This window comes from Vibrio sp. IB15, assembly GCF_016406055.1.
In the GTDB taxonomy this organism is placed as follows: Bacteria; Pseudomonadota; Gammaproteobacteria; order Enterobacterales; family Vibrionaceae; genus Vibrio; species Vibrio chagasii.
On record NZ_JAEFCE010000015.1, the window covers coordinates 52,409 to 77,273 of the forward strand.

16 protein-coding genes and 1 riboswitch are annotated in these 24,865 nt (G+C 46.1%); of the genes, 9 read left to right on the forward strand and 7 right to left on the reverse strand.

From position 1 onward, the window contains the following. Position 1 precedes the first annotated feature (1 nt). The 5 genes from recD to JC606_RS07830 form a co-directional block, all read right to left on the reverse strand. On the reverse strand, positions 2 to 2,212 hold the full coding sequence (gene recD, locus JC606_RS07810) for an exodeoxyribonuclease V subunit alpha (RefSeq protein ID WP_198778366.1): 2,211 nt from the start codon (positions 2,210 to 2,212) through the stop codon (positions 2 to 4). Beyond that, positions 2,212 to 5,886, reverse strand: coding sequence for an exodeoxyribonuclease V subunit beta (gene recB, locus JC606_RS07815; protein ID WP_198778367.1), 3,675 nt, complete (start codon positions 5,884 to 5,886; stop codon positions 2,212 to 2,214). The genes recD and recB overlap by 1 nt, the downstream gene beginning before the upstream one ends. A 240-nt stretch (positions 5,887 to 6,126) precedes the next feature. Next, a complete protein-coding gene (locus JC606_RS07820; protein ID WP_198778375.1) occupies positions 6,127 to 6,288 on the reverse strand; it encodes a hypothetical protein in 162 nt (53 codons plus the stop codon). 6 nt (positions 6,289 to 6,294) lie between these two features. After that, the gene (recC, locus tag JC606_RS07825; protein WP_198778368.1) at positions 6,295 to 9,771 is read right to left on the reverse strand and encodes an exodeoxyribonuclease V subunit gamma; all 3,477 of its coding nucleotides are present in this window, start codon (positions 9,769 to 9,771) and stop codon (positions 6,295 to 6,297) included. Between the two features lie 127 nt (positions 9,772 to 9,898). Further along, positions 9,899 to 10,849, reverse strand: coding sequence for a TDT family transporter (locus tag JC606_RS07830; protein WP_137407366.1), 951 nt, complete (start codon positions 10,847 to 10,849; stop codon positions 9,899 to 9,901). Positions 10,850 to 11,054: 205 nt separating this feature from the next. On the opposite strand from JC606_RS07830, the gene JC606_RS07835 reads away from it, so the two are divergent. The 7 genes from JC606_RS07835 (at position 11,055) to JC606_RS07865 (ending at position 17,824) form a co-directional block, all read left to right on the forward strand. After that, positions 11,055 to 11,951, forward strand: a complete 897-nt coding sequence (locus JC606_RS07835) for a LysR family transcriptional regulator (RefSeq protein ID WP_019823882.1) — start codon at positions 11,055 to 11,057, stop codon at positions 11,949 to 11,951. Between the two features lie 88 nt (positions 11,952 to 12,039). Continuing rightward, positions 12,040 to 12,333: a YebG family protein gene (locus JC606_RS07840; RefSeq protein ID WP_008223840.1), complete on the forward strand. Its 294-nt coding sequence runs from the start codon at positions 12,040 to 12,042 to the stop codon at positions 12,331 to 12,333. 154 nt (positions 12,334 to 12,487) lie between these two features. Continuing rightward, positions 12,488 to 12,571: riboswitch (Fluoride riboswitch) on the forward strand. Positions 12,572 to 12,764: 193 nt separating this feature from the next. Beyond that, complete coding sequence (locus JC606_RS07845; RefSeq protein WP_137407367.1) at positions 12,765 to 13,457, forward strand: iron-sulfur cluster assembly scaffold protein; 693 nt, start codon at positions 12,765 to 12,767, stop codon at positions 13,455 to 13,457. 24 nt (positions 13,458 to 13,481) lie between these two features. After that, positions 13,482 to 14,471, forward strand: coding sequence for a GGGtGRT protein (locus tag JC606_RS07850; RefSeq protein WP_137407368.1), 990 nt, complete (start codon positions 13,482 to 13,484; stop codon positions 14,469 to 14,471). A gap of 200 nt (positions 14,472 to 14,671) precedes the next feature. Then, a complete protein-coding gene (locus JC606_RS07855) occupies positions 14,672 to 15,313 on the forward strand; it encodes a MarC family protein (protein ID WP_004737591.1) in 642 nt (213 codons plus the stop codon). 257 nt (positions 15,314 to 15,570) lie between these two features. Next, positions 15,571 to 16,602 carry a 2,3,4,5-tetrahydropyridine-2,6-dicarboxylate N-succinyltransferase gene (gene dapD, locus JC606_RS07860; protein WP_198778369.1) on the forward strand — a complete coding sequence of 344 codons (1,032 nt, stop codon included), beginning with the start codon at positions 15,571 to 15,573 and terminating at the stop codon, positions 16,600 to 16,602. Positions 16,603 to 16,876: 274 nt separating this feature from the next. Beyond that, entirely contained in the window at positions 16,877 to 17,824 is a 948-nt protein-coding gene (locus JC606_RS07865; RefSeq protein WP_032554025.1) for a VirK/YbjX family protein, read from the forward strand. A 176-nt stretch (positions 17,825 to 18,000) separates the two neighbouring features. On the opposite strand, the gene purL is transcribed toward JC606_RS07865, so the two are convergent. Then, positions 18,001 to 21,897, reverse strand: coding sequence for a phosphoribosylformylglycinamidine synthase (purL, locus tag JC606_RS07870; protein WP_137407370.1), 3,897 nt, complete (start codon positions 21,895 to 21,897; stop codon positions 18,001 to 18,003). Between the two features lie 330 nt (positions 21,898 to 22,227). Between purL and mltF the strand changes: the two genes are divergently transcribed. Both mltF and JC606_RS23530 read left to right on the forward strand, forming a co-directional pair. Beyond that, entirely contained in the window at positions 22,228 to 23,796 is a 1,569-nt protein-coding gene (mltF, locus tag JC606_RS07875; protein WP_137407371.1) for a membrane-bound lytic murein transglycosylase MltF, read from the forward strand. Positions 23,797 to 24,116: 320 nt separating this feature from the next. Further along, complete coding sequence (locus tag JC606_RS23530) at positions 24,117 to 24,248, forward strand: hypothetical protein (protein ID WP_017059878.1); 132 nt, start codon at positions 24,117 to 24,119, stop codon at positions 24,246 to 24,248. Positions 24,249 to 24,308: 60 nt separating this feature from the next. Here the strand turns inward: JC606_RS23530 and tadA are convergent, their stop codons facing one another. Next, on the reverse strand, positions 24,309 to 24,857 hold the full coding sequence (gene tadA, locus JC606_RS07880; RefSeq protein WP_137407372.1) for a tRNA adenosine(34) deaminase TadA: 549 nt from the start codon (positions 24,855 to 24,857) through the stop codon (positions 24,309 to 24,311). Between the last annotated feature and the right edge of the window lie 8 nt (positions 24,858 to 24,865).

Sequence of the window (24,865 nt, forward strand, 5' to 3'; positions counted from 1 at the left end):
TCTAGTTGGTTAAGCGACTTCCTAAACCACTCACTCGCTCTGTTTTCACTTTAATCCCACGCTTCAATACATTCGTATCACTGAACATCATCAGTCGTTTCTTCGCACGCGTAATCCCCGTGTAGATAAGCTCTCGAGTCAAGATTGGGCTGAAATCTGGTGGCAGAATCATTAAGGTCAAATCAAATTCACTACCTTGAGATTTATGAATTGTCATCGCATAAGCCGTTTCATGCTCAGGCACTCGACTTGGTAGTACAGCTTTCACACTGCCATCAGGTAATTCAAAATAGACCTTCAAACGAGGGGTTGAGTCAGGTTGGCTTGAATCCGACTCAAGCATGCAGATACCAATATCACCATTATATAAACCCAAGCCATGATCGTTACGCGTTACCATCACTGGTCGCCCGTGATACCACAATTCATCATTATGTGGATTCACTAAACGCCTTGCGGCAAGCGCTCTTTCAATTCTGTGGTTGAGGCCATTAACACCAAAATCACCTTCACGAATAGAGCACAGTAGTCGGCATTGGCTGAACAAATCGAGTACCGATTTGGCTCTCGCTTCTTGAGTTTCTAGCTCTTCCAATGGCACATTCATTCGATTGAGATACGCACCATACTCATTAACCAAGGTACGCAGCATCAAGTTATAGCTGTCGCTCGATAAAGGATGATTTTCGATATCGCCAAAACCTTTGGCAAACACTTGGTCTACTTGACTCGCTGAGCCGTTATTGATTGCTTTTGCCAACTGACCAATACCAGAGCGCGCATCGAAACGGTAACTCTTCTGTAGCATACATAGGCTGTCTGCAATGGCAGGAGGATTAACGACTCCCGCTTTTACCTGCTGTGAATTGGCTATCGCATCAAAGCCTGTCATCTCCGCAATCAAGTTGCCTTGAGCACTGCTATAGCCTGCTGAATTAAATGAGCAGATATCACCTAACACTGCGCCTGCTTCAACTGAAGCCAGTTGGTCTTTATCTCCCAATAAGATAAGCCTTGCGTGTGCAGGAAGTGCATCCACCAGCTTATACATCATCGACAGATCAACCATCGACGCTTCATCCACCACCAAGATATCCAGGTGAAGTGGATTACGTCGATTGTGTCTAAACTCAGCACGGTTGGGAATAGCGCCAAGTAATCGGTGCAAAGTGCTCGATTCCGTTGGTATGTTAGCTTTTACTTCAGGCGCTAAAGGCAGTTGCTCAATCGCTTTACCAATTGATTCAGTTAAACGCGCCGCCGCTTTACCCGTTGGTGCAACGAGCTTAATCGTTGGTGTTTTACCTTGGCTTAGTGATTGCTCGACCATCGCCGACAATAACTTGGTTACCGTGGTCGTTTTACCGGTACCCGGTCCGCCAGAAATCACCGCAAAACGACGACTCAGTGCCACCGCTGCCGCCACTTTTTGCCAGTTCAAACATGCTGATAGCGGTACTAAACCATCTAGAACATCTAAGTCCGTTACCTGCTTCACTTGGACGATCGCTTGGTCGATTGCCCCCCAATTCAGAGATTGCTCATCGACAATATCAAGATGATCACACACCAGCTGTTGACGTAATACCTGAGACGTTTGTTGATTTGCTTCAGCCTTGGCTAAGGCATTAAACAGAAAATGATAACTACGTACGAAGAGCTGATTGAGTGTTTCCGTCAGCGCCTTTTTCTGTTCAATATTAAACTCTACTGGCTTACTTAAACGGTTTAACGTGTCTGCCAGCACCACCTCGTAGTTCCAGTAACGCTGTAAGTAGACACGCTGCCCGTCAAACATCAGCGGCTTAACACAGTCATTGGTTGATCCAACTAAATTGGACGATTGAAGTACCGCCAACCAATCAATACCTGACAACTTTTGATTCAATTGCAGAGCCGTTTCACCGTACAACCCAAGTAACTGAGCTAGATCTGCCGTTTGTTCGTGGCCTGTCGTATGCTGATGTATCAGCTGAGTACAAATGTGTCCTTTGCCTAATTCATGGCTCACTACCCCAGCAAGAAAGCCGATCTCTTGAGAGTAACTCGTAGCTTGCTGAGCAATAAAACGAGCAAATTGATAGTCCAACTGACGAATAGAACCCTTATCCGCAAGAAACTTGAGTACATCCATGAGTTGCTCAGGAATAAGTGAAACTGGCTTTGCTGTGTTCGCAGTATCTATGCTGGTATTAGTGGTCGTTGTTGTCATTATAAAAGCCCCATCTGTCCAGTTTCATCGTCATTCAATTGTGCTGAACGTCTGTCTATCACTTTACCGTCAATCAATTGATCCATTTCATCAAGTAAAGCCAGTGTTGGTTTCGCTGAGAAAATACCTTGTTGAGATTGGCCATCCATTCCACGTAGGAACAAGTAGTACACGCCGCCAAAATGTTGCTCGTAGCTGTAATTGGCAACACGACTACGTAAGAAACGGTGCAACGCCAATGCATAGATCTGATATTGCAAATCATAGCGATGGTCGGCCATCGCCGATTTCAATGCTTCACCATGGTAGACGGCAACATCATCACCTAAATGATTCGATTTCCAGTCGAGTACATAGTATTTACCTTGATGCTCGAACACCAAATCGATGAAGCCTTTCAGCATACCTTGCACGGTTTGAAAACCTAAGTCGCCCGCTTTAGCCGATAACGGATCATGATATTGAATGGTTTGATTCAGTTCAGGTGCAGCCAACACTTCGATAGGTAATAAGAACTCCATCTCAACTAAGCGTTGTGTCGAATCTTTCTCGCTTAGTTTTAAGTTCTTGCCATCCAATGCGGTGTTCAGCACCGTATCAACCAGTTGTTGAAGCACAGGTAGCCACTCTAATTCGTATTGCTCTGATTCTAATAAGTGAGTGATTACTTGCGTGTTGTGTTCGCTGGTTGCTGGCCCGGTAAATTCAACCTCCTCAAACAAGGTGTGTAAGAAAGTACCCGGGCGAGCACCACGAGGGAACGTAAAAATAGAGCGTTCAGGTTCAATCAACTCAGACTCATCCTGCTCATCAGCCGAGTCAATATCAAAGCCAGACACCTCAATGGTCGCGTCATGACTTGCACCGTGACTGCCTTGCTTTACAAGCCCTGAATAACTGGTGATACGCCAAGCCCTGTCGATTGAAGCCTTGAGTTCATTAGCATGTAAGTCTTCACTCACTTGCTCTGTTTGTACAAACACTTGCTCATACGCGGTTGGTGTTTCGGCTAGCAGGACACTTGAGTTCTTACTCTCAATGGCTGCAAGAGCCTGATGCAATTCGGCAATACCTTGCTCTTGACCGTTTTGAACCAAATAACCCATCGCACTTAAATGCACGCCGGTCGGCTCTTTAGTTGAACGCCCTTTACGCAGTGGCGCCATACCAATGAAACAGCCATAAACCGCACGAGTCAGCGCTACATAAATCAAACGCAAGTCTTCCGCTAGTCGCTCTTTATCGGCTTGAGCTAAGGCAGTGTCACTACCTGTGATATCCAGTACTGTGGTGTCTGAATCATGGTCGTAGAATTTGCCTTCGCTCGCCTCTCGGTAACTCGCAACAAATGGCAAGAATACTAAGTCATATTCCAAACCTTTCGACTTGTGAATGGTAACGATTTGAACCAAGTTTCTCTCTGATTCAAGACGCTGAATGTCGTCTTCGCTGCCGCCTAAACCATTTTGAGCATCGGAAATCGCTTCTGCCAACCAACGTAACAAGCCGTAGTCGCTGTCGAGCTCTTGTCTTGCCTGCTGCAGCAATTCACCTATGTGCATCAAATCAGTGAGTGAGCGCTCACCATTTTCTTCTTCCAGCAAGCGTTCCGCGAGATGTCGCTTGCTAATCACGCTGCGCAGCATTGGTAACACGCCACGCTGTAGCCACAACTTACGATACTCTCGAAACTCATTAACCACGTTTTCCCACACCACTTCATCGTTATTGAGTTCATCCAATGATGCGGCATCGAGAGCAAACAACTCGGAGGCTAGACTCGCGCGCAATGCACGGTCGTTTTCAGGTGTCAGCACCGCTTGTAGCAAGCGTTGAATATCTTGCGCAACCAAGCTGGTGAATACACTGTCTCGGTTAGACAAATACACACTTGCAATACCTTGCTCAGACAGCGCGTTCTTGATCAGACGACCTTCACTGCCGGTTCGAACCAAGACAGCAATATCACCCGCATTCACGGCATGTTGTTTTTTGCCGTTATCAAAATAGGCTTGCTGGTTTTGAGAAGCGGTCAGAATGGTTTGAATTTGACTCGCCGTCGCCTCAGCCATTGTCTTGTGATATTCACCCTTTGGTAGCGGCTTGTCTTCAGCCTCTTGTAACCAAAAGGTGAGTGCGTGCTGAGTTTCACCATTCATTACCCATTGGCGCTTATCGGCAGATGGACTGGCTGCAACAGGCAAAAATGGAATGTCTTGGTCGTAGATAAACGGGCTATCCGAGTTCATAAACACTTGGTTTACTGCACTCACCATATCAGCACTCGAACGCCAGTTAGTGCCTAAGGTGTAGTGAGCACTAACTTGGTTTCTCGCCTTGATATAGGTAAAGATATCTGCGCCACGGAAGCCATAAATCGCCTGTTTCGGGTCACCGATCATAAACAAGCCGCACTGCGGGGTATCGAGATAGATTCGGCTAAAAATACTGTATTGCAGTGGATCGGTATCTTGGAATTCATCGATCATCGCTACCGGGTATAAAGTGCGAATTCTTTCCACTAGCAGTGACTGCTCATCGACATCAATCGACGCAGATAACTGAGTCAACAGGTCATCAAACGACAGCCACTGCTTCTGCTGTTTTACCTTAGCGAGCATAGTTCGACAGTGAGTAATCGCATGCGCCAATAACGGGGCTTTCAAGTCGGCAGGGTTATTTAAGAAATCCTCAATCGCTTCGAAAACAGCGTGCTGAGGCGCGGCGCCTTTCGGTGTTTTCTCGATTAAAGTGGCTTGAGAGAACTTTTCTAACTTGTCTGGATATTGATAATCATGGGTGTCACTTTGCGCCCATGCCGTCACAGCCTCTAGCCATGTCGGCAAAGACTTCTTGGTGTAACTGCGTTTGTTCACATCTGAACCTGAGATCAAAGCCAAAAAGTCCGCTTCAGACTCACACCACAGCGCTTTGAGCTGCTTCACTTTATCTAGGTTTTGGTTGTGCAGGGTTTGCAAATCACCTGACATCGCATCGACGGTTAGCTTCAATGGAGAGCCCGTCAGGTAACGATTGACGTCTGCTAATAATGCAGCCGGTGAACCCCAGATATTACGAACCTCACCAGCCAGTTGAATCGGCAGCGGATAAAACTGCTTACGCCAATAGTCGGCTACCACTTGCGCCTTAAGATGGCTTTCATCAGTCACAAATTCATTATCAAATCGGCTACCAGACTCGAAGGCATTTTGAGTCAACATTCGCTGACAGAAGCCGTGAATGGTGTAGACAGCCGCTTCGTCCATTTGCCTTTCGGCATTGAGCAGTGTTTTCGCAGCGCCAGCATGGTCTTCGATCTCTTGCAGCAAAGGAGCAATCACTGGGTCGTCACTTTGCCCGCGAGAAAACGCAATGCGAGCATCATGAATTCGAGCACGGATACGGTCACGCAGCTCTGCGGTTGCTGCTTCGGTAAAAGTCACGACCAGGATTTGATCTACAGTGAGCGGCTCGTGATGTCGGGTAGCTTCCGCGAGCTCGCCTTGTGGTGCGGCCGTGCCGTGTCCGAGCAGTAGACGTAAGTACAAGCCAGCGATGGTAAATGTTTTACCTGTACCCGCCGATGCTTCAATTAAACGCGCACCATGAAGTGGAAACGTCATGGTGTTGAGTGTCTGTGGAGCAATTACCTGAACACTGCTTGTGGTCGTCATGCCTTACTGCCTTCTGATAAATATGTTGTTACAAATGTGACCTAGCGTGGAAAACGTCATTCAATTTACGTCCTACGCTGATTTGTTAATAGTTAGTGCGATCTCTCTCACGGATCAATTCGGATCGCCTCGCTACTATGCGCCCACGAGTTCAGGAGCGCGATTCGAGTTTTATACTCATTGCCTACTTAGAACCACAGAATAATGGTCCCTCTGACCTGTGGCCGTACAGCGAACGCCCTACACTAATAATGATTTACTGGCGGCCACTTTATTTCCTGTACCTTGCTTCTCTCCATCCTGCTTACCTTCACTTGGAAAGTAAGCATCCCAAATACTTACTAGCGACTCTATTTCGTCTTTCATTAAGTCAGCGCACCCGCTATTGATCTTGTCGATCACTGCCACTTATTCCTGATCTTCCAGATCGGCAGCCGCCAACCTTGCCGCCTGTAACACAAGCGTTGAATACATGCGTGACTCAGCAGCCAGCTCATCATCCCACTTAGGCCAAATACGCGAGATGTAGGTATCTCGCCCCTCGCCAGTAAAAGCGAAGCTGTCATTAAAAGTATCGGCCATTTTCTTGAGCGACTTCTCTTCATCGTCGACCCATTTACCACGGCTAAAGCCCGCTTCAACGCCGGCCAAGGCGGTTTTCGGGAAATACGGCAGTGGTGCTGTCATACCTTGATAAAACAGTCGTACTAACTCAGCCAATAAACTCTTCGCCTGCTGCGTATCGCCGATAGGTTGTAGCGTTTGGTGCACCACACCTTCTTTTCTGTCGTAGCCAATAATATGAGTCGTTTTGCCGTGCCCCATCACTGCGCAACACAAGTGATCGATCCACGCAGCCAAGTAGTCTTGCGAACGAATTTTACCGCTACGGAAGCGTACTAAGCCCGATTGATAATTTTGAGTCAGCCACCCCATCAAACGAACCGGCTTGCCCTCGCCTAGCACGTCAAATTCAATATTTACCTCGAGATCTTGTTGTGGCTGCCCACTTACAAATCGAATCTCTTTGGCTAAATCTTCCGCTTGAACACGGTTGGTTTCAAACTCGATATCACCAAAAGCACCAACCGGTAAGCGACCTTGTGCCTTTTGTTCAGAAACAAACAAGCGAACCGCTTCATCTGCCCCTGCTGGGTGATCGAGTAGTACTTGGAGCAAAGCATCTTTAAGCTGGAAGCTCTCTAAGCCATTAAGCACGAATGGCTCATCGTCTTCCATTACCGGAAGCGGCGGCTCAAACACTACCTTTAAGCGGCGATTAAAGAAGTATTGCACTGGCAAGCGCCAGAAACGCTGTAGCTCAACCAAATCGAGTTCTAACGGATAAGTCGCGCCAAGCAAATAGTCATCCAAGGCACGATTGAATTCACCACTGCGTTCACCGGAACGGTTAGCCGCAGGAAGCCATTCTTTGGCGTAACTCAGCACATGGCTTGAATCACCTTGAGTAAAGGCAGCCGGGCTAAATGGCGTCATGGTGTGTTCAAAACTGATCGCTTGAGTCAGCTTGATACCAGAATCATCACTTGGTAGCGCTTGGTCTTCACTTAGGCAGTAGTTCTGCTGGCAGTACTCAATCAACTCTGAAACCAATACCGACGGCACTCGCTCAGTATTATCTTGAATCGAACGGCCGACATAACTGATGTATAAACACTCTTGCGCCGACAACATCGCTTCTAAGAATAGGTAACGGTCATCATCACGACGAGAACGGTCACCGGGACGAGTGCGTCCGTTCATCAAATCAAAACCTTCCGGCGGCATTGAGCGAGGGTAAACACCATCATTCATACCTAATAAACAAACGGTTTTGAACGGGATAGAACGCATCGGCATCAAGGTACAGAAGTTCACTTGCCCCGCTAAGAAACGCTGACTGATACGCGCACCCGACAGTTTATTATTCAAGTACTGATAGATAATGCTTGGCGATAGCTCTTGTTCGTACAAGGCATCATCAAGCTGTTCATTGAGTTGAGAAAGTGCATCGCGAATCGACTTAAGCACCACCTCGCCTTCTAGTTCAACGGCAAAGAAGTCATCAATCATTTGCAGCAAGGTTTCACGCCACATATCGATGGATTGCGTCTCAGCAAGGCGTTGACGGTAATGGGCAATACGATCAATAAAGTGCGCTAACTTACCAGCAAGTTCGGCGTTAATGCCCTGAACTTCGTTATAAGCTGCAATTGGAGAGTGTTCAGTTTCAAACAAACCAGCAGAATCCGACACCGCATAGCCCAATAGCATGCGCTGGATACCAAATAGCCAGGTATTTTGCTCCGTCGCAGGCAAATCAAACTCGGTTGCGGTAGAAGAATCGACACCCCAACGGATACCTGCTTCTTCAACCCACTGCTTAGCTTGCTCGAATTGAAATTCATCAATGCCAAATCGTGCCATCATCGCTGGGATTTCTAATAGCTCTAGAAGTTCAGAAGCTAAGCAGCGCGTGTTTGGTAGCGCGACCAACTGCATGAACGCGGTCAGAATCGGGCTCTCTTGGTCTGCCGTTCTATCCGAGATCGAGTAAGGGATATAACGCTCACCCGGAACATTACCAAATACCGCCTGAATAGCAGGGCTGTAAGCATTGATGTCTGCCACCATCACAATGATATCGCGTGGTTTTAAGCTTGGATCAGCATCAAACATCGCCAATAACTGGTCATGGAGAACCTCAACCTCGCGCATTGGGCTGTGACAAGCGTGTACCGTCAACGAACGATCGCCCAGCTCAACCACTTGTTTATGGTTGCTGGAGTCTAAGATGTGATCGTCTTGGTGCTCTTCTAACTCAAGAATATCGGCTTGCAGTTGATGCAGCAGACTGTCTCTCTTGACATCAATAAAAAACTCATGCTCTTCGCTGTCTGATTGAGACAGCAAGAACAAGTTATCTCTGCCCAGTTTACCCATAGACGCAAGTAAGCTATTACCGACCGCTTGGCTGGTATGCAGTTCGTCTTCAATATTGGCTTCAATGCCATCTTTTAATGGTGAGACTTCGCCTTCTAGCTGAGGTAAACCATCAACCAAAGCAAACTGCTTACGACGCTGCGCTTCCACTCTCGCCAAGTATTTACGGTCACGAATATCGCCCCAGTAATGTTGGCAAGGGTTGGTAAACATCAGGTGGACATCAATCTGTTCGCCAAGCGCTTTCAAGGCATCCATGTAGCGAGGAGGCAGTGACGAAATACCAAACACAAACAGACGTTTCGGCAGGTGTTGTAACTGGCCTTGTTGATTAGCTAACGCTTCAATGAAGTCGTGATACAAATTACCACGGTGATATTTCGATTGGCCTTGAGAGAGCGTTTGCTCGTAGAGTGCCTTCCACAAAATTGGCTGCCAAGGGTGCTCTTGCTGCCCTTCACTATCAATCAATTCTGCAACGGGTTCTCCCGCTTCCCACATCGCCATCCACTCAGGTCGATACACCAAGTAGCCATCGAAGATATCGGCAATTTTCTCGGCTAATTGATACAACTTAGAGCCGTCTTCGTCGTTTTCAAGATAGCGCTGTAGGGGTAAGAAATCAGGGTGGTCAAGCTTCGCAGGTAGCAAACTCATTAGCTTCCACGTCATCGCTTCTTTGTTAAAAGCACTGCGTTTCGGTACATCAGGAAGCACTTGGGTAAACATATCCCAAATGAAGGTCGCTGGAAGAGGAAAATCGATATTTGCTGCTACACCAAACTCTTTGGCGAGTTCCATCTTAAGCCATTGAGACATACCCGGGCTCTGAACCAAGATCTGCTCTTTTTCGAAAGGATTGGCTAAAGGGTCACTTTTGATTAAGTGAACGAGAAGAATTTTTAAAGTATCAACTTTATTGGAATGGTAAACAGTAAACAAAGTGCACTCACGCTAATCTTGCCACAATATACTGCCAGATTAGCATAAGTGCTGAGTTTGAATGAGGAATATAAGCTTATGAAATACCGAAAGCTTAAGGTCCGTTTATCTTTTGAACTATTGCCCTTTACAATCTGCCCGCTACCGCACTTAAAACACGGTGAGGTTTGTAGTTCATGTAGTAACGAACAGCGACATAACCTACCACCAACGTCGCAACAATCAGCTCTAAATAAGCTAGGTTAAACACTTGGCTAATGTAATGCGCTTCAATACCTTGTGCTTGCATCCACGCAGCCAATTTAAACAAGGCTGTTGCACCAATCACAATTGGGAAGGTAAACGCTGCATAGCCAGGGCTGAATGGCAGACGAAGTAGTTTGAAAAACGCCATGTAGATAATGAACGTCATCAACACAGCAATACCAAATAACAACCCAATGATCACTGGTGAAGGGCTTGCTGTCACTGTTAGGTATCCCGCCAAAGATAGGCTTGCTGGTGCTGCCATAATCGCAATGGTTGGTTTTGCTGCATCTGGCACTTCGTGAGAGAAGATCAAACGGTAAACCATCAGTGGTAGCATCACAGCGTAAACCAATAAGCCGAATACCAAAGTCGCGTTCGCTACAGGCTCTAAAACTGGGTTACCCGAGAAAGATACGTCTGCCACAATGATACCGATTGGCGGTACGAACCAACTTGGCACCATATGGTGAATCTCAAAGTTTTTAGCTCTGTGATACAAAAAGCTCACTAAGAACACAACGTGTAGAGCAACCGCTGCAAGCCACATCGCTTCTTGTAAAAATTGAGAAATCGGCGCTAAAGATGCTGACACCACCATGCAACCCATCGCAAATGTTGGTACTACACTCCCCACTACAGGGTGAGCAAGATCTTCACGCAATAGATGGCCATGAATCAAAAATTTCACAGCTAAAACAAGAAGTAATACCGCCGCGATACCCGCACTGATCCACTGCACTAAACCAGGAGTGTGTAAAATACCTTGTGCGACTAAAACGCCATCCCAGCACCAGCCTAAGCTTGCGATTGCTAGTGCTAACCCTGCCATGGGTGTTGGAGCTCCTGTTAATCTATATTTAATACGTTGAATCATGTGAGCCTCTCTTGAACTTAATTCACAAAACTTGTGAACTCATCAGCTTGTTGAAGCCATAATACGCTTGCACTTCGTTAAGTTATATCCAATTATATATAACAAGCGTTCATCAATACTGAACAACCAATTCCACCAGCAGCGTAAAAGTAGGAACCTGATGGCTAATATCTCAATCAAACAGCTCAAAGTGTTTGTCACCATTACCCAGCATTCGACACTTACCGCCGCATCGGAAGCTCTGTTTCTCTCTAAAGCCGCGGTTAGCATGGCACTCGGTGAAATGGAAAAACAGCTAGGGCACTCTCTATTTGACCGGGTCAACAACCGATTAATTCTCAATCAAGAAGGACACAAACTGCTTCCTTTGGCTGATGAGATTCTTCACCGGGCCGCAGGCATCGATGTTCTATTCCGTGATGACCAGCCCTTAAGTGGCAATCTCAAGGTTGGCGCGAGTGACACGATCGGTAATCAGGTTGCGCCTTTTATTTTGTCTGGCTTTCGAGAAAAAACTCAGCACCAAGACCAGAGTTTGTTCATCTCAAACAGTGCCCTGATCTGTCAAAAGTTGGTGGATTATGAACTGGATATCGCGTTAATTGAAGGAAAAACACTCCATCCGGAGTTGATCTCTAGCCAGTTTAGTAGCGATGAAATGTGTATTATCGTTAGTAATCAACATCCTTTAGTGGCAAAAGACAAAATCGCGTTGCGAGATTTAGAAGACAGCCATTGGATATTGCGCGAATCCGGTTCAGGAACGCGTGAGTTTTTCCTACGAGCCGTCGCACCACGCATCGAGCATTGGTATGAGTCTTTTGAGCTCAACACCACAGAAGCAATCATCAACTCTGTTTCTGCCGGTCTTGGCTTTGCCTGTTTGTCTCGTTTAGCTGCTCAGCGAGCGATCGATTCAGGCCGAGTAAAAGCGCTTAATGTGCCACTTGATATGAAACGTCGCTTCTGGATGCTGGTCCACAAAGACAAATACCAAAGCCCATTACTGAAATCTTTCATGAGTTATTGTGAAGACTGGGCGACACATCAAGATTAAGACCGCATAGTGCGGGCTCCAACTGGACTTTTAGCCTCAGAAACTGTATAAAAAGCCAGTAAAATTTATCAAACTTAGAGGATTAACCATGGCTGTTATCGTCAAGTACGTGGTGGAACGCAACGGAGAAGAGAAAATGACTTTTACCTCTAAAGCCGAAGCTGACGCATACGACAAAATGCTGGATATGGCTGATGAGCTTTTTGAACTGTTAGGCAAAAGCGATTTAGTTGAAGATGAAGGCAAGCAAGAAGAACTTGCAATGTACCTAGCTAAGAACAAAGAAGAAGTTCTTTACGCATTAGGTGCGAAGCGTAAACCAGCTCCGAAAAAAGCGAAGAAGCTTGAAGCGGTTGAAGACGCAGAAGAAGATGCAGCTTAATTAGCTGAAGCTTTCTAAAAAACGCCAATGACACCTCTAATCAGAGTCAGTCATTGGCGTTTTTTTATACTTATCGAAATATAATGATGCTTGTTTATAGTCGAAATAGCTCTAAACATTCGCTTGCACAAAAGTGTGATAAAGATCTAATCTATTGCCATCAGGTGATGGGGTTCCACCTAAGCTTTTGCTTCAACCGCCCGTTCTTTTGAACCGTGCTAATGACTCCTACAGAATCGAAAACAGGTAATACTGTTGGATGTATCGCTACTCCTCCATTTTGAAATGGGCTGCGTCTATTAAGACCAAGTTCCATTACTCCTTTGGATTATCGATACTCAAGATCTGTAGTGAATTAGCCGCACCTCTTCCAACACGTCCTGTTTTCTCAACGCCCTAGGTCAATACGACTTTATTAGTGAGAAAACATTATGCATTACTCTTCAGAAATTCAATCCATGTGCCCTATTCAAAGGGGTGATCTTCACAACTCGGCTCCAATTCCAGTTGAAGGCGCCATGGTTAGCCCAAAAGATGTCATCGCTATTTCTGGCTTAAGCCATGGCGTAGGCACTTGTGCACCACAACAAGGCGCGGCAAAACTGACTCTCAACGTGAAAAACGGCATTATCGAAGAAGCACTCATCGAGACTATCGGCTGCTCAGGCATGACACAATCTGCCGCGATGGCCGCTGAAATCCTCACCGGAAAAACTATCCTAGAAGCACTTAATACTGACTTAGTGTGTGACGCGATTAACGTCGCGATGCGCGAAATCTTCCTGCAGTTTGTTTACGGTCGAACTCAATCTGCTTTCTCTGAAGGTGGCCTAGAGATCGGTGCTGCATTGGAAGACTTAGGTCAAACCCAGCGCAGCCAAGTTGGTACCAGCTACTCAACCGCAGCAAAAGGCGTCCGTTACCTAGAACTCGCAGAGGGCTATGTGACTAAGCTTGCACTTGATGACCACAGCGAAGTGATTGGTTACGAGTATCTCAACCTCGGCAAAATGATGAAGGCGATTAATCAAGGTGTGCCAGCCAATGAAGCGGCTGACCTTGCTACAGGGACTTATGGTCGCTTCGATGAAGCCGTGACCAAGATGAACCCACGCCAACAGTAATTTTTGCCAATTTAGAGGAAAGATATTATGAACACTCAACTTAATGAATCAGTAACTCGCGCATTGGCAGAAATGAACTTCGACTCTTTGGCGCAAGCAGAGCAATACTGTAAAGCCCACAATGTAGACCCAAAAACTTTGGTGATGGACACTCAACCAATTGCGTTTGAAAGTGCAGCCGATGCATACACCTTAGGTACAGCCATGGCTCTATTCCGTAAAGCGAGCAACGCTGAACAAGCAGCCAACATCATCGGTGAAGGCCTCCAAGCATTCACAAAACCCGGTAGTGTTGCCGAGCAACGTCAAGTTGGTATTGGTCATGGTGCGCTTGCTGCTCGTCTTCTGAATGAAGAGAGCCACTGCTTTGCTTTTCTTGCAGGTCACGAGTCTTTTGCTGCCGCTGAGGGCGCAATTAAAATCGCACTAAACGTCAATAAATCACGTAAAAATCCATTAAGAGTTATCCTAAATGGTTTAGGTAAAGATGCGGCGTACTTAATCTCACGCATCAATGGCTTCACTTACGTGCGCACTCAATACGACTACCAAACCTGTGAACTCGTTGAAACAGAACGTCGCCGTTTCTCAAATGGCCCTCGCGGAGAGATCTTATGTTACGGCGCTGATGATGTTCGTGAAGGTGTCGCAATCATGCACAGAGAAGAGGTGGATGTGAGCATTACAGGTAATTCAACCAACCCAACACGCTTCCAACATCCTGTTGCGGGTATCTACAAAGCAGAGCGTACTCGCCAAGGTCTGCCTTACTTCTCAGTCGCTTCAGGCGGTGGTACAGGTCGTACATTGCACCCAGACAACGTAGCGGCAGGCCCTGCGTCTTACGGCATGACAGATACTATGGGCAGAATGCACGCAGACGCTCAGTTTGCAGGTAGCTCTTCAGTTCCTGCTCACGTTGCTATGATGGGCTTCATCGGCATGGGTAACAACCCAATGGTAGGTGCTACGGTTGCACTAGCTGTCGCGGTAAGCGAGTCTCAAAACGCATAATGATAGAAGTGATTGTCACCATTTAGCGCCTCAAGCCAAGGCGTTAGTTGAAAAATCGACACCAACACACAGTCAAAACTCTACTACCATCACTAAAACTATACAGCCAGCCCTATGCTGGCTGTTTTTTATTCACACTTGCTCTAGTATCTATTCTTATTCAACATGTGTATTTAACTGCATCTTTTTAAAGGAATAATATGAAAGAGCTCATCATCCATACCATCACAGTTTTCATGGGCTTTTTCGCCATCATGAACCCTATCGCTAACACGCCAATCTTTCTTGGTTTAACAGGCGACAACGACAGGGAGACAGTTAAGTCGATCGCGTTCCGCTCAGTGTTTATCGCATTTATCATCGTCAGTACGTTTGCCATTTCAGGCAAGCTGATCTTCGACCTTTTTGGTATCACGCTTTATGCCCTGCGCATCACAGGCGGTATTTTGGTCTTCTTGATTGGCTTTCACATGCTACAAGGTGAATCGACACACTCGAAGGCGAAAGAGAAGGTCAACTCAGATGCCCAACAAGACGCGGCGCTAAGTATCGCAGTATCACCACTGGCCATGCCGATATTGGCTGGCCCGGGGACAATAGCCACCGCGATGAACTTTGCCAGCACCGAGGGCATCTATGAAACCGTCATTACCATCATCGCTTTCGGCCTACTGTGTACCTTAACCTACGTGTTGTTTGTGTTTGGCGAGCGCTTCGTGAAAGCGGTAGGACCAAGCGCACTGAATGTGATTACTCGAATGATGGGTTTGATACTGGCAGTTATTGGTATGCAGATGTTGATTGAAGGGATCGAGCAAGCTCATAAAGCACTGTTTGTTTAAATGGTCATTCAAAGGGAAATATTGACTCACATATCCGCCAATTTGTATTGATCTGCAGCGTTTTCTCATTGCAGAAAAATATCTCTCAAAAGACAAGCAATATCATTTTACAGACTTTATCCCGATGCGCCCTTTCATAACGAGGGCGCTCTCTTTATGATGAACGCAATTAAATTAACTTTGCTAACGACGACGCTCGTTATTCGAGCCACTGTTATGAAATAGCAAATTCAAGACTCAACACATGGAGATTCAACATGGCTTTCTTTTCACTAGCCTTCGGTACGGCAACCAAAAACCGCGACAATAAAATCATTGAAGCGTTCTTCCCTAGCCCACTTCTAAACCCAAGCGACGCTCTAGTAGCGGCTGTAGGTGAAGTAGCAGGTTACACTGAAGGCAACCAAGCTATCGAAATCTCTGCTGCACAAAGCGCAGAACTAGCGAAAGCATTCGCAGCAAACGACGATGCAGCAAACGCATCTTTCGCAGGAAAAGCAGCAGCATCTGAACAGCCACTTGTTCTTGTTGTTCTTGCGACAGACGAGAAGCCAGCATCTGTTGCTGAAGGCTTCCTTAAGCTACAACTTATCTCTAACCGCCTAGTTCAGCCGCACGGTACTGTACTAGACGGCATCTTCGGACTACTGCACAACATCGCATGGACAAACGAAGGCCCAATCGACCTTCCTGAACTAGCGGATCGTCAAATCAAAGCTCGCCTAGCTGGTCGCTCTCTGTCTGTAGATTGCGTAGACAAATTCCCTAAAATGGTGGATTACGTGGTACCAACAGGTATTCGTATTGCTGATACTTCTCGTGTTCGTCTTGGCGCACATGTGGGTGAAGGCACAACGGTAATGCACGAAGGTTTCATCAACTTCAACGCGGGTACAACAGGCGTAAGCATGGTTGAAGGTCGTATCTCTGCAGGTGTTGTTGTAGGTAACGGTTCAGACATCGGTGGCGGCGCTTCTATCATGGGTACTCTGTCTGGTGGCGGTACTATGGTTATCTCTATCGGCGAAAACTGCCTACTAGGCGCAAACGCTGGTCTTGGCTTCCCAATGGGTGACCGTTGTACTGTTGAGTCTGGTCTTTACGTGACTGCGGGTACAAAAGTTCGCATGCTAGATAAAGAAGGCAACGAAGTAGAAATCATTAAAGCGCGCGACCTAGCTGGCGTTTCTGACCTGCTATTCCGTCGCAACTCAATCACTGGTCAAATTGAGTGTCTAGCGAACAAGTCTGCTGTTGAACTGAACAGCGAGCTACACAGCAACAATTAATCAAGCATTAGATGCTAGAAAATACGAAGCCGCTGGGGTGAAATCCAGCGGCTTTCTTCATTCTTTTGCTAGTATCCAAAAGTATGTCGCCCCTTAATCCACTAACATACACACTTTCTAACAAATTCATCTTACCCTGTGACACATGGCAGAAACAGCTCAGAGGGTCAAACTCCCTGCTAACACCTAATTAAATGGTCATGAGATTTTGAACAGTGTTTTATTGTTTTATATAATCATCTCAATTGATCCACTCATTTCGAAAAAAATTCTCATGCACAGTTTAAAAAAACTCCACAATCTATCAAAGAAAGTTCACCCGCATTGTTATGGAGTAGACTACATTCGTAAAAACATTCGATTTGTTATGTGGGGATTGCTCAATCGCCAAGTTACTCAAGGAATGTACGATTTGCAGAAGGATAAAAAACTAACAGCAGTCTTTGAAAACGACTACAAGCTCTTTGAAAAGCCATTGAAACCATTCATCTCTCCTAGTTTCTCATCCACCCAGAGGCTAGAGCTGATACGATCGCATTTTCAAATTTTAACTGATAAGTTTGATAGCAAAGTTATCAACCTTTATGAAAAACCATTCGAGATAACAACCTTCAAAGATCGAAATGGTCAACCTTACACGATTGAGCTTTATCCAGGTGAGTCAAGAGAGGGGTCTATCGGCATTAAGCTTGTAGAATTGCATTCTGGCCAGACCATATATTCAATTACGTGCAACCTCTCTGAAGATGAAAATGACAGAGTGTTACACATAGGTTGCTTACAAGGGACCAACCGTCATGTCATTGATAGTCAGATTAAGATTAAAGAAATAACTCGAACACTTCACGGCCTTCGCCCTAAAGCTCTAATGCTCAATTTGAGCTTAATGTTTGCTAGGTATTTTGAAGTGAACAAAGTGATCGCAGTATCAAATAAAGGCCATGTATATCAAGCTTTGCGATACTTGGGTTCAAAAAGAAGTGCTATTAGCAGTGATTATGACTCTTTGTGGGAAGAGATGAGCGGACAAAAAGTGAGTAAGTTCTTTTATCAGATTCCAGTTAAATTAGAGCGCAAAGACCTGACTCATTTAAAAAGAAGTAAGCGTAACCTTTACTCAAAAAGGTACGCTCTACTTGATAAATTGGAGGAGGAACTGACTGAGTCTTTATCAAAAATTGCCTTACCAAACGAAGCAATTCAATTATTTGAACCGAAGTGATGTCATCTACTCTGAGAGTAAATAGATCTAATGATAAAAACAACTTCCTCGTTCATAATAACAATTAATTGTTGAGCAACCTTCAAACATACTGACCAAATGAAACAAAAAAGCGCAGACCTTTCGCTCTGCGCTTTTGATTTTTGCTTAATCTAATCTAGATCAACGCGGCATGATTAACCCACGTTCTTACGTGCGTTTTGGAACATACGCATCCAAGCACCATTCTCGCCCCAACCTTCTGGAGACCAAGAGTTAGCGACTGTACGGAATACACGCTCTGGGTGAGGCATCATGATAGTCACGCGGCCATCCGTCGTGGTTAAACCTGTGATAGCGTTTGGCGAACCGTTCGGGTTATTCGGGTATTGCTGCGTCGGGTTACCGTGGTTATCAACGTAACGTAGAGCAACCGTACCTGAATTTTCAATCGCGTTTAGGTGGTCGTTGTCACGCACTTCTACGCGGCCTTCACCGTGAGAAACTGCGATTGGCATACGAGAACCTTCCATGCCGTTGAAGAATACAGAATCAGATTTCTGAACTTCAACTAGGCTGAAACGTGCTTCAAAACGCTCAGATTCGTTGCGAACGAAACGTGGCCAGTACTCTGCACCAGGAATAAGCTCACGCAGGTTAGACAGCATCTGACAACCGTTACATACACCTAAAGAAAAGGTATCTTCACGCTTGAAGAAGTTTTCAAATTGCTCACGAGTCGAGTCGTTAAACAGAACTGACTTAGCCCAACCTTCACCAGCGCCTAGTACGTCACCGTAAGAGAAGCCACCACATGCCACAAGACCGTTGTACTCATCCAGTACTGCTTGACCAGTAAGGATGTCGCTCATGTGAATATCAGTCGCTTCGAAACCTGCACGGTCAAATGCTGCTGCCATTTCAACGTGAGAGTTAACACCCTGCTCACGTAGAATCGCCATCTTAGGCTTAGCGCCAGTATTGATGAAAGGTGCAGCGATATCTTCGTTAACATCGAAGCTCAGTTTCACGTTTAGACCCGGATCTGAGTTGTCTTTCTTCGCTTCGTGCTCTTGGTCAGCACATGCTGGGTTATCACGTAGACCTTGCATCTTGTGCGTTGTTTCTGCCCAGATAGTACGTAGTTCAGTACGGTTACGTTCAATCACTACAGACTCGCCAGACTTAATCACTAGCTCATCAGAAGCTTCAACTGAACCAATAACGTGTGAACACGCTTCTAGACCGTTTGCTGCAAGCGTAGAAAGAACTGCGTCTAGGTCATCGTTACGAACTTGGATTACTGCACCTAACTCTTCGTTGAATAGCGCTGCTAGTGTGTCTTCACCTAGCGCTTCAATGTTTGCATTAATACCACAGTGACCTGCGAATGCCATTTCAGCAAGAGTAACGAATAGACCGCCATCGCCTTTATCGTGGTAAGCCACTACTTGGTCGTTAGCAACTAGTGCTTGAACACCTTCGTAGAAACCTTTCAGTTGTACTGCGTTGTCTACGTCTGCTGGCTTATCACCAAGCTGCTTGTAAACTTGTGCTAGTGCCGTTGCACCTAGACGGTTTTTGCCGTTACCTAAGTCGATAAGTACTAGACTTGAAGCACCTTTGTCAGTGCGTAGTTGTGGCGTAATTGTTTTACGAACATCTTCAACACGAGCAAATGCAGTGATAACAAGAGATAGCGGAGACGTTACTTCTTTCTGCTCGCCGTTCTCTTCCCACTTCGTCTTCATCGACATTGAGTCTTTACCTACTGGGATAGTTAGACCCAGTGCTGGACATAGCTCTTCACCAACGGCTTTAACCGCTTCGTAAAGACCTGCATCTTCACCTGGGTGACCCGCTGGAGACATCCAGTTTGCCGACAGTTTAATGTGTTTGATATCGCCAATGTTAGTCGCTGCAATGTTAGTGATTGCTTCACCAACTGCTAGGCGAGCCGATGCACCAAAGTCTAGTAGTGCCACAGGCGTGCGCTCACCAAGAGACATCGCTTCACCGTGGTAAGAATCGTAACTAGCTGCTGTTACAGCACAGTTAGCAACAGGAACCTGCCATGGGCCAACCATTTGGTCACGAGCAACAAGGCCAGTTACCGAGCGGTCACCGATAGTGATTAGGAATGTTTTCTCTGCGACAGTTGGTAGGCGAAGAACACGGTCAACCGCTTCGTTCATTTCGATACCAGAACGGTCAATCGCAGGGTTGTTCGCTTTTAGCGTTTTCGCGTCACGGTGCATCTTAGGTGTTTTACCTAATAGGATGTCCATTGGCATGTCGATTGGCGTGTTGTCGAAGTGTGAATCTTCAAGTTTAAGTTCACGCTCTTCCGTTGCTTTACCAACCACTGCGTAAGGTGCGCGTTCACGCTTACAAATAGCGTCGAACGTTGCCATGTCTTTGTCTGCAACCGCCATTACGTAACGCTCTTGAGATTCGTTACACCAAATCTCAAGTGGGCTCATGCCCGGCTCATCGTTTGGCACGTCACGTAGGTTGAAGATACCGCCACGCTCGCCATCGTCTACTAGCTCAGGAAGTGCATTTGAGATACCGCCAGCGCCCACATCGTGGATGAATGCGATTGGGTTCGCATCACCTAGCTGCCAACAACGGTCGATCACTTCCTGACAACGACGTTCCATCTCTGGGTTTTCACGTTGTACCGAAGCGAAATCAAGATCTTCAGAAGAAGAACCAGAATCCATTGAAGATGCTGCACCGCCACCAAGGCCGATGTTCATCGCAGGACCACCTAGAACGATTAGGCTTGCACCTACTGGGATCTCTTTCTTCTGTACGTGCTCGTCACGGATGTTACCAAGACCACCAGCTAGCATGATTGGCTTGTGGTAACCACGTACTTCTTCACCTGCGTGAGAATTTACTTTCTCTTCGTAAGTACGGAAGTAACCTAGTAGGTTTGGACGACCAAATTCGTTGTTGAATGCCGCGCCACCAAGAGGACCTTCAAGCATGATATCCAATGCAGTAACGATACGGCTTGGCTTACCAAAATCTGTTTCCCAAGGTTGAACAAAGTTCGGGATCTTAAGGTTAGATACAGAGAACGCCACTAGACCTGCTTTTGGCTTACCACCTATACCTGTCGCGCCTTCATCACGGATTTCACCGCCTGAACCTGTCGATGCGCCCGGCCATGGAGAGATAGCCGTTGGGTGGTTGTGCGTTTCAACTTTCATCAAGATGTGTGTTTTCTCTTGGTGGTAGTTGTACTGACGAGTTTCTGGATCTGGGAAGAAGCGACCTACTTCAGAGCCCGTCATAACAGCTGCGTTATCTTTATAAGCAGACAGAACGTTATCAGGGGTCACTTCAAACGTATTCTTAATCATCTTGAACAATGATTTTTCTTGCTTAACGCCGTCGATAGTCCAATCAGCGTTGAAGATCTTGTGACGACAGTGCTCTGAGTTCGCTTGTGCAAACATCATTAGCTCGATATCAGTCGGGTTACGTTCAAGCTTAGTGACAAAGCTTTCAAGTAGGTAATCAATCTCATCTTCTGCAAGTGCAAGACCTAGGGTAACGTTTGCTTCTTCAAGCGCTTTACGACCGCCGGTAAGAAGATCAACTTCCGCATAAGGTGCTGGTTCTGCAACGGTGAACAATGCTGCTGCTGATTCGAAGTCAGTGAAAACCACTTCCATCATACGATCGTGAAGAATCGCTTTCAGCTCAACAAGTTGAAGCTCAGAAAGTTCAGAAGACGTTTCAATGTAGAAAGCCGTACCGCGCTCTAGGCGAGATACTTTCGCTAGGCCACAGTTATGTGCGATATCTGTAGATTTTGAAGACCAAGGAGAAATAGTACCTGGACGAGGTGTAGCAAGCAGCAATAAACCTTCAGGTTCATGCTCTTCAATCGTTGGACCGTAAGTCAGTAGCTTTTCTAGCTTCTCAACTTCAGACGCGTCTAGGTCTGCTGTTAAATCAGCAAAGTGGGCAAACTCAGCGTAAATACCTGTTACAGGTAAGCTTAATTCACGACAAAGCTCTAAAAGCTTGTTAACACGAAACTCAGATAGAGCTGGGGAGCCACGCAAAATTCTCATGTGCTTAGGTCTCTTATGCAGTTGATTAAGGTGATATTGGAATAAATTCAGTGGGTTAAAGGAAAAACCTAACTGTTTTCTTCGAAGCTATTCCCGAAGGTTTAAAAACCTATGCCGATCCCACCTCTTCAATGCGAGCGCATTATAAAGCATTTTTTTTTGTGACGTAACACCAAAAGCAACCGTTTGCGTGATTTTTTTTCATGTTTCTGCGCAAATGCCAGTTTTGCTGTATTTATCACCACTTTTACCTCTGTTTAATCAAACCTGCTTTGCCAGCCTTGCGGGGTTTGGTATAAAGGGGCTTCCACTTTTCGAGATTTCATTTTGATGCCTAAATTTTCTCTCATCTTTTCGTCTAAGTTCTTTCTGCTAGTTATCGCTCTGTTTGGGCTAACTGCATGCCAGATTGAATCTGAACCTAAAAGTGTTCTTGAGCAGATACGAGAGCGCGGTGTGCTTCGTGTCGGAACTCTAAATAACCAACTCTCTTATTACATTGGTCCTGATGGCCCAGCTGGTCTCGATTACGAATTAGCTCGTGAGTTTGCACAAGAGCTGGGGGTGAAGCTTGAGGTTAAACCGGCTTACCGTCTATCCGGCCTATTCCCCGCCCTAAAGAAAGGCGAGATCGACCTAATCGCTACAGGGTTAACGCAAAACAACAAACTGACGCGAGCTTATCGTGCAGCGCCTGCTTATTACTACGTAAGCCAACAAGTGGTGTACAAAAAAGGCCAATGGCGTCCAAGAAACCTAGATCAACTGATCAAGTTTGAAAACGAACGCCAGGCTGAATTCATCAAAGCGCAAGCTGAATCAGAAGACGCGTCACCTAACGAGACTCTGACTCCCTCTTTGGTTGTGGTCAAAGACTCACACTTCGAACCAACACTTAAGCAATTACAGAACACGCACGATGACTTCATCTACGATGCAATAGGTAATGCCGACATCAATGACCTGCTAAAAGAAGTATCGACGGGCGAGCGCCTATTTACGGTTGCCGATTCTATCGAACTATCACTAGCACAACGTTTGTACCCAGACGTAGCATTGGCGTTTGAGCTTACTGAAGACCAACCTATCTCTTGGTACTTAGAGAAGTCTGAAGATGAAAGCCTGTACGCATTGCTGATTGAGTTCTTCGGTAATCTAAAACAATCCGGTGAACTTGCTTCGCTAGAAGAAAAGTACATCGGTCATATCGGCACTTTTGATTACGTTGATACTCGTGCCTTTATCCGCGCGCTCGACAGCAAGCTACCAAAATGGTCGCCACTATTTCAGAAGTATTCACAAGAGTTTGACTGGCGCCTGATTGCTGCACTGGCGTATCAAGAGTCACACTGGAACCCAGTCGCACGCTCACCAACCGGTGTTCGTGGCATGATGATGCTGACACTGCCGACAGCAAAAAGCGTTGGTGTGACCAACCGTCTCGACCCTAAACAGTCGGTACAAGGTGGTGTTGAGTACCTGCGTCGTATCGTGAACCGAGTACCAGATTCAATCACGCAACACGAAAAGATCTGGTTTGCGCTTGCTTCATACAACGTCGGTTACGGACACATGATGGACGCACGCCGCTTAACCAAAGCGCAAGGCGGAGATCCTGATGCTTGGGGTGATGTAAAAGACAGACTGCCTCTACTAAGACAGAAGAAATACTACAGCCAAACTCGCTATGGTTATGCTCGTGGTGATGAAGCAAGAAACTACGTAGAGAACATTCGCCGTTATTACCAAAGCATCATCGGCCATGTTAATAAACGTAATAAAAAACAAGAAGAGAGTCTTGAAGGGTTGATCGTTATTCCACCTTTAGAGACTTCTGGAGCTGAGTCCAGCATCAGTGCTGCAGAATCAACAGTAAGTGGTTCTGAGCCTTCGAAATAAAACCAAAAGAGCAATGTCTTCCAGCATTGCTCTTTTTTATTGCGCTTTCTATCGCTTACACAAGGGAGAGGTGCGGATAAAAGACCGTGATAAAGGCGGTGTCATATTACAGTAACAATCGCACCTTATAACGACACACCACAATCAAGATTATCGTTCTGTTGCGCTTGGTTATTGGCCATTGGCCGAAGTTAAAGGCTTGAGACTGGAATTGCTCTTCTATGTCAGCCTCTGCGCGACAGAACAAACAGACGAATCACACTATAATTAAATCGTTAGTCCAAACGACACAGTCAGACGACCAATAGGAAATCATTGAAATGATGAAGAAACTGAAATCGAAACGCCTTGATAAGACCGTTGCTGCAAACCGTCGTAAGCGTATGCTTTCAAATAATAAGAAGAAGATCATTTGGCGCAACCGTGCTTTCATGCAGATGATTGCCGAGTAAACTCTATAACCAAGTAAGCTGGTTTGGCACTCTAACGATGAGAGTGCCTTAAACTTGCTGCTATTTCTTTTTAAGCGCCTTGTCTGCTTCTAACTGCTGCTCTTCTAGCAAACGCTCTTGATTTCGCTTCTCTTTTATCTCTTTTCGACGACGCTTGAAAAACGCCTGTAGTTGCTCGCGACACTCATCCTCTAATAACCCGTGCTCAACATCGGCATAATGGTAAGAAGCTTGGCTTTCAAACAAGTTCAACACCGTCCCTGCCGCACCTGCTTTTAGATCTGGCGCACCAAAAACAATACGCTTCACTCGGCTATGTAACAAGGCACCCGCACACATAGGGCATGGCTCAAGCGTGACATACAAGGTGGTATCAAGCAGTCGATAATTTTCCAAAACCTGCCCCGCTTTGCGCAAGGTCTCCACTTCAGCATGCGCTGTTGCATCATGGCTGCCAATCGAACGGTTCCACCCTTCAGAAATAATCTCACCATCTTTTACCAGCACGGCACCAACAGGTACCTCTCCCTCACTCTCCGCTTTTTTGGCCACCTCGATGGCACGTCGCATGAAGATTTCATCTTGAGGGGTGAATTGATGGTCTGACAAAGGGGACT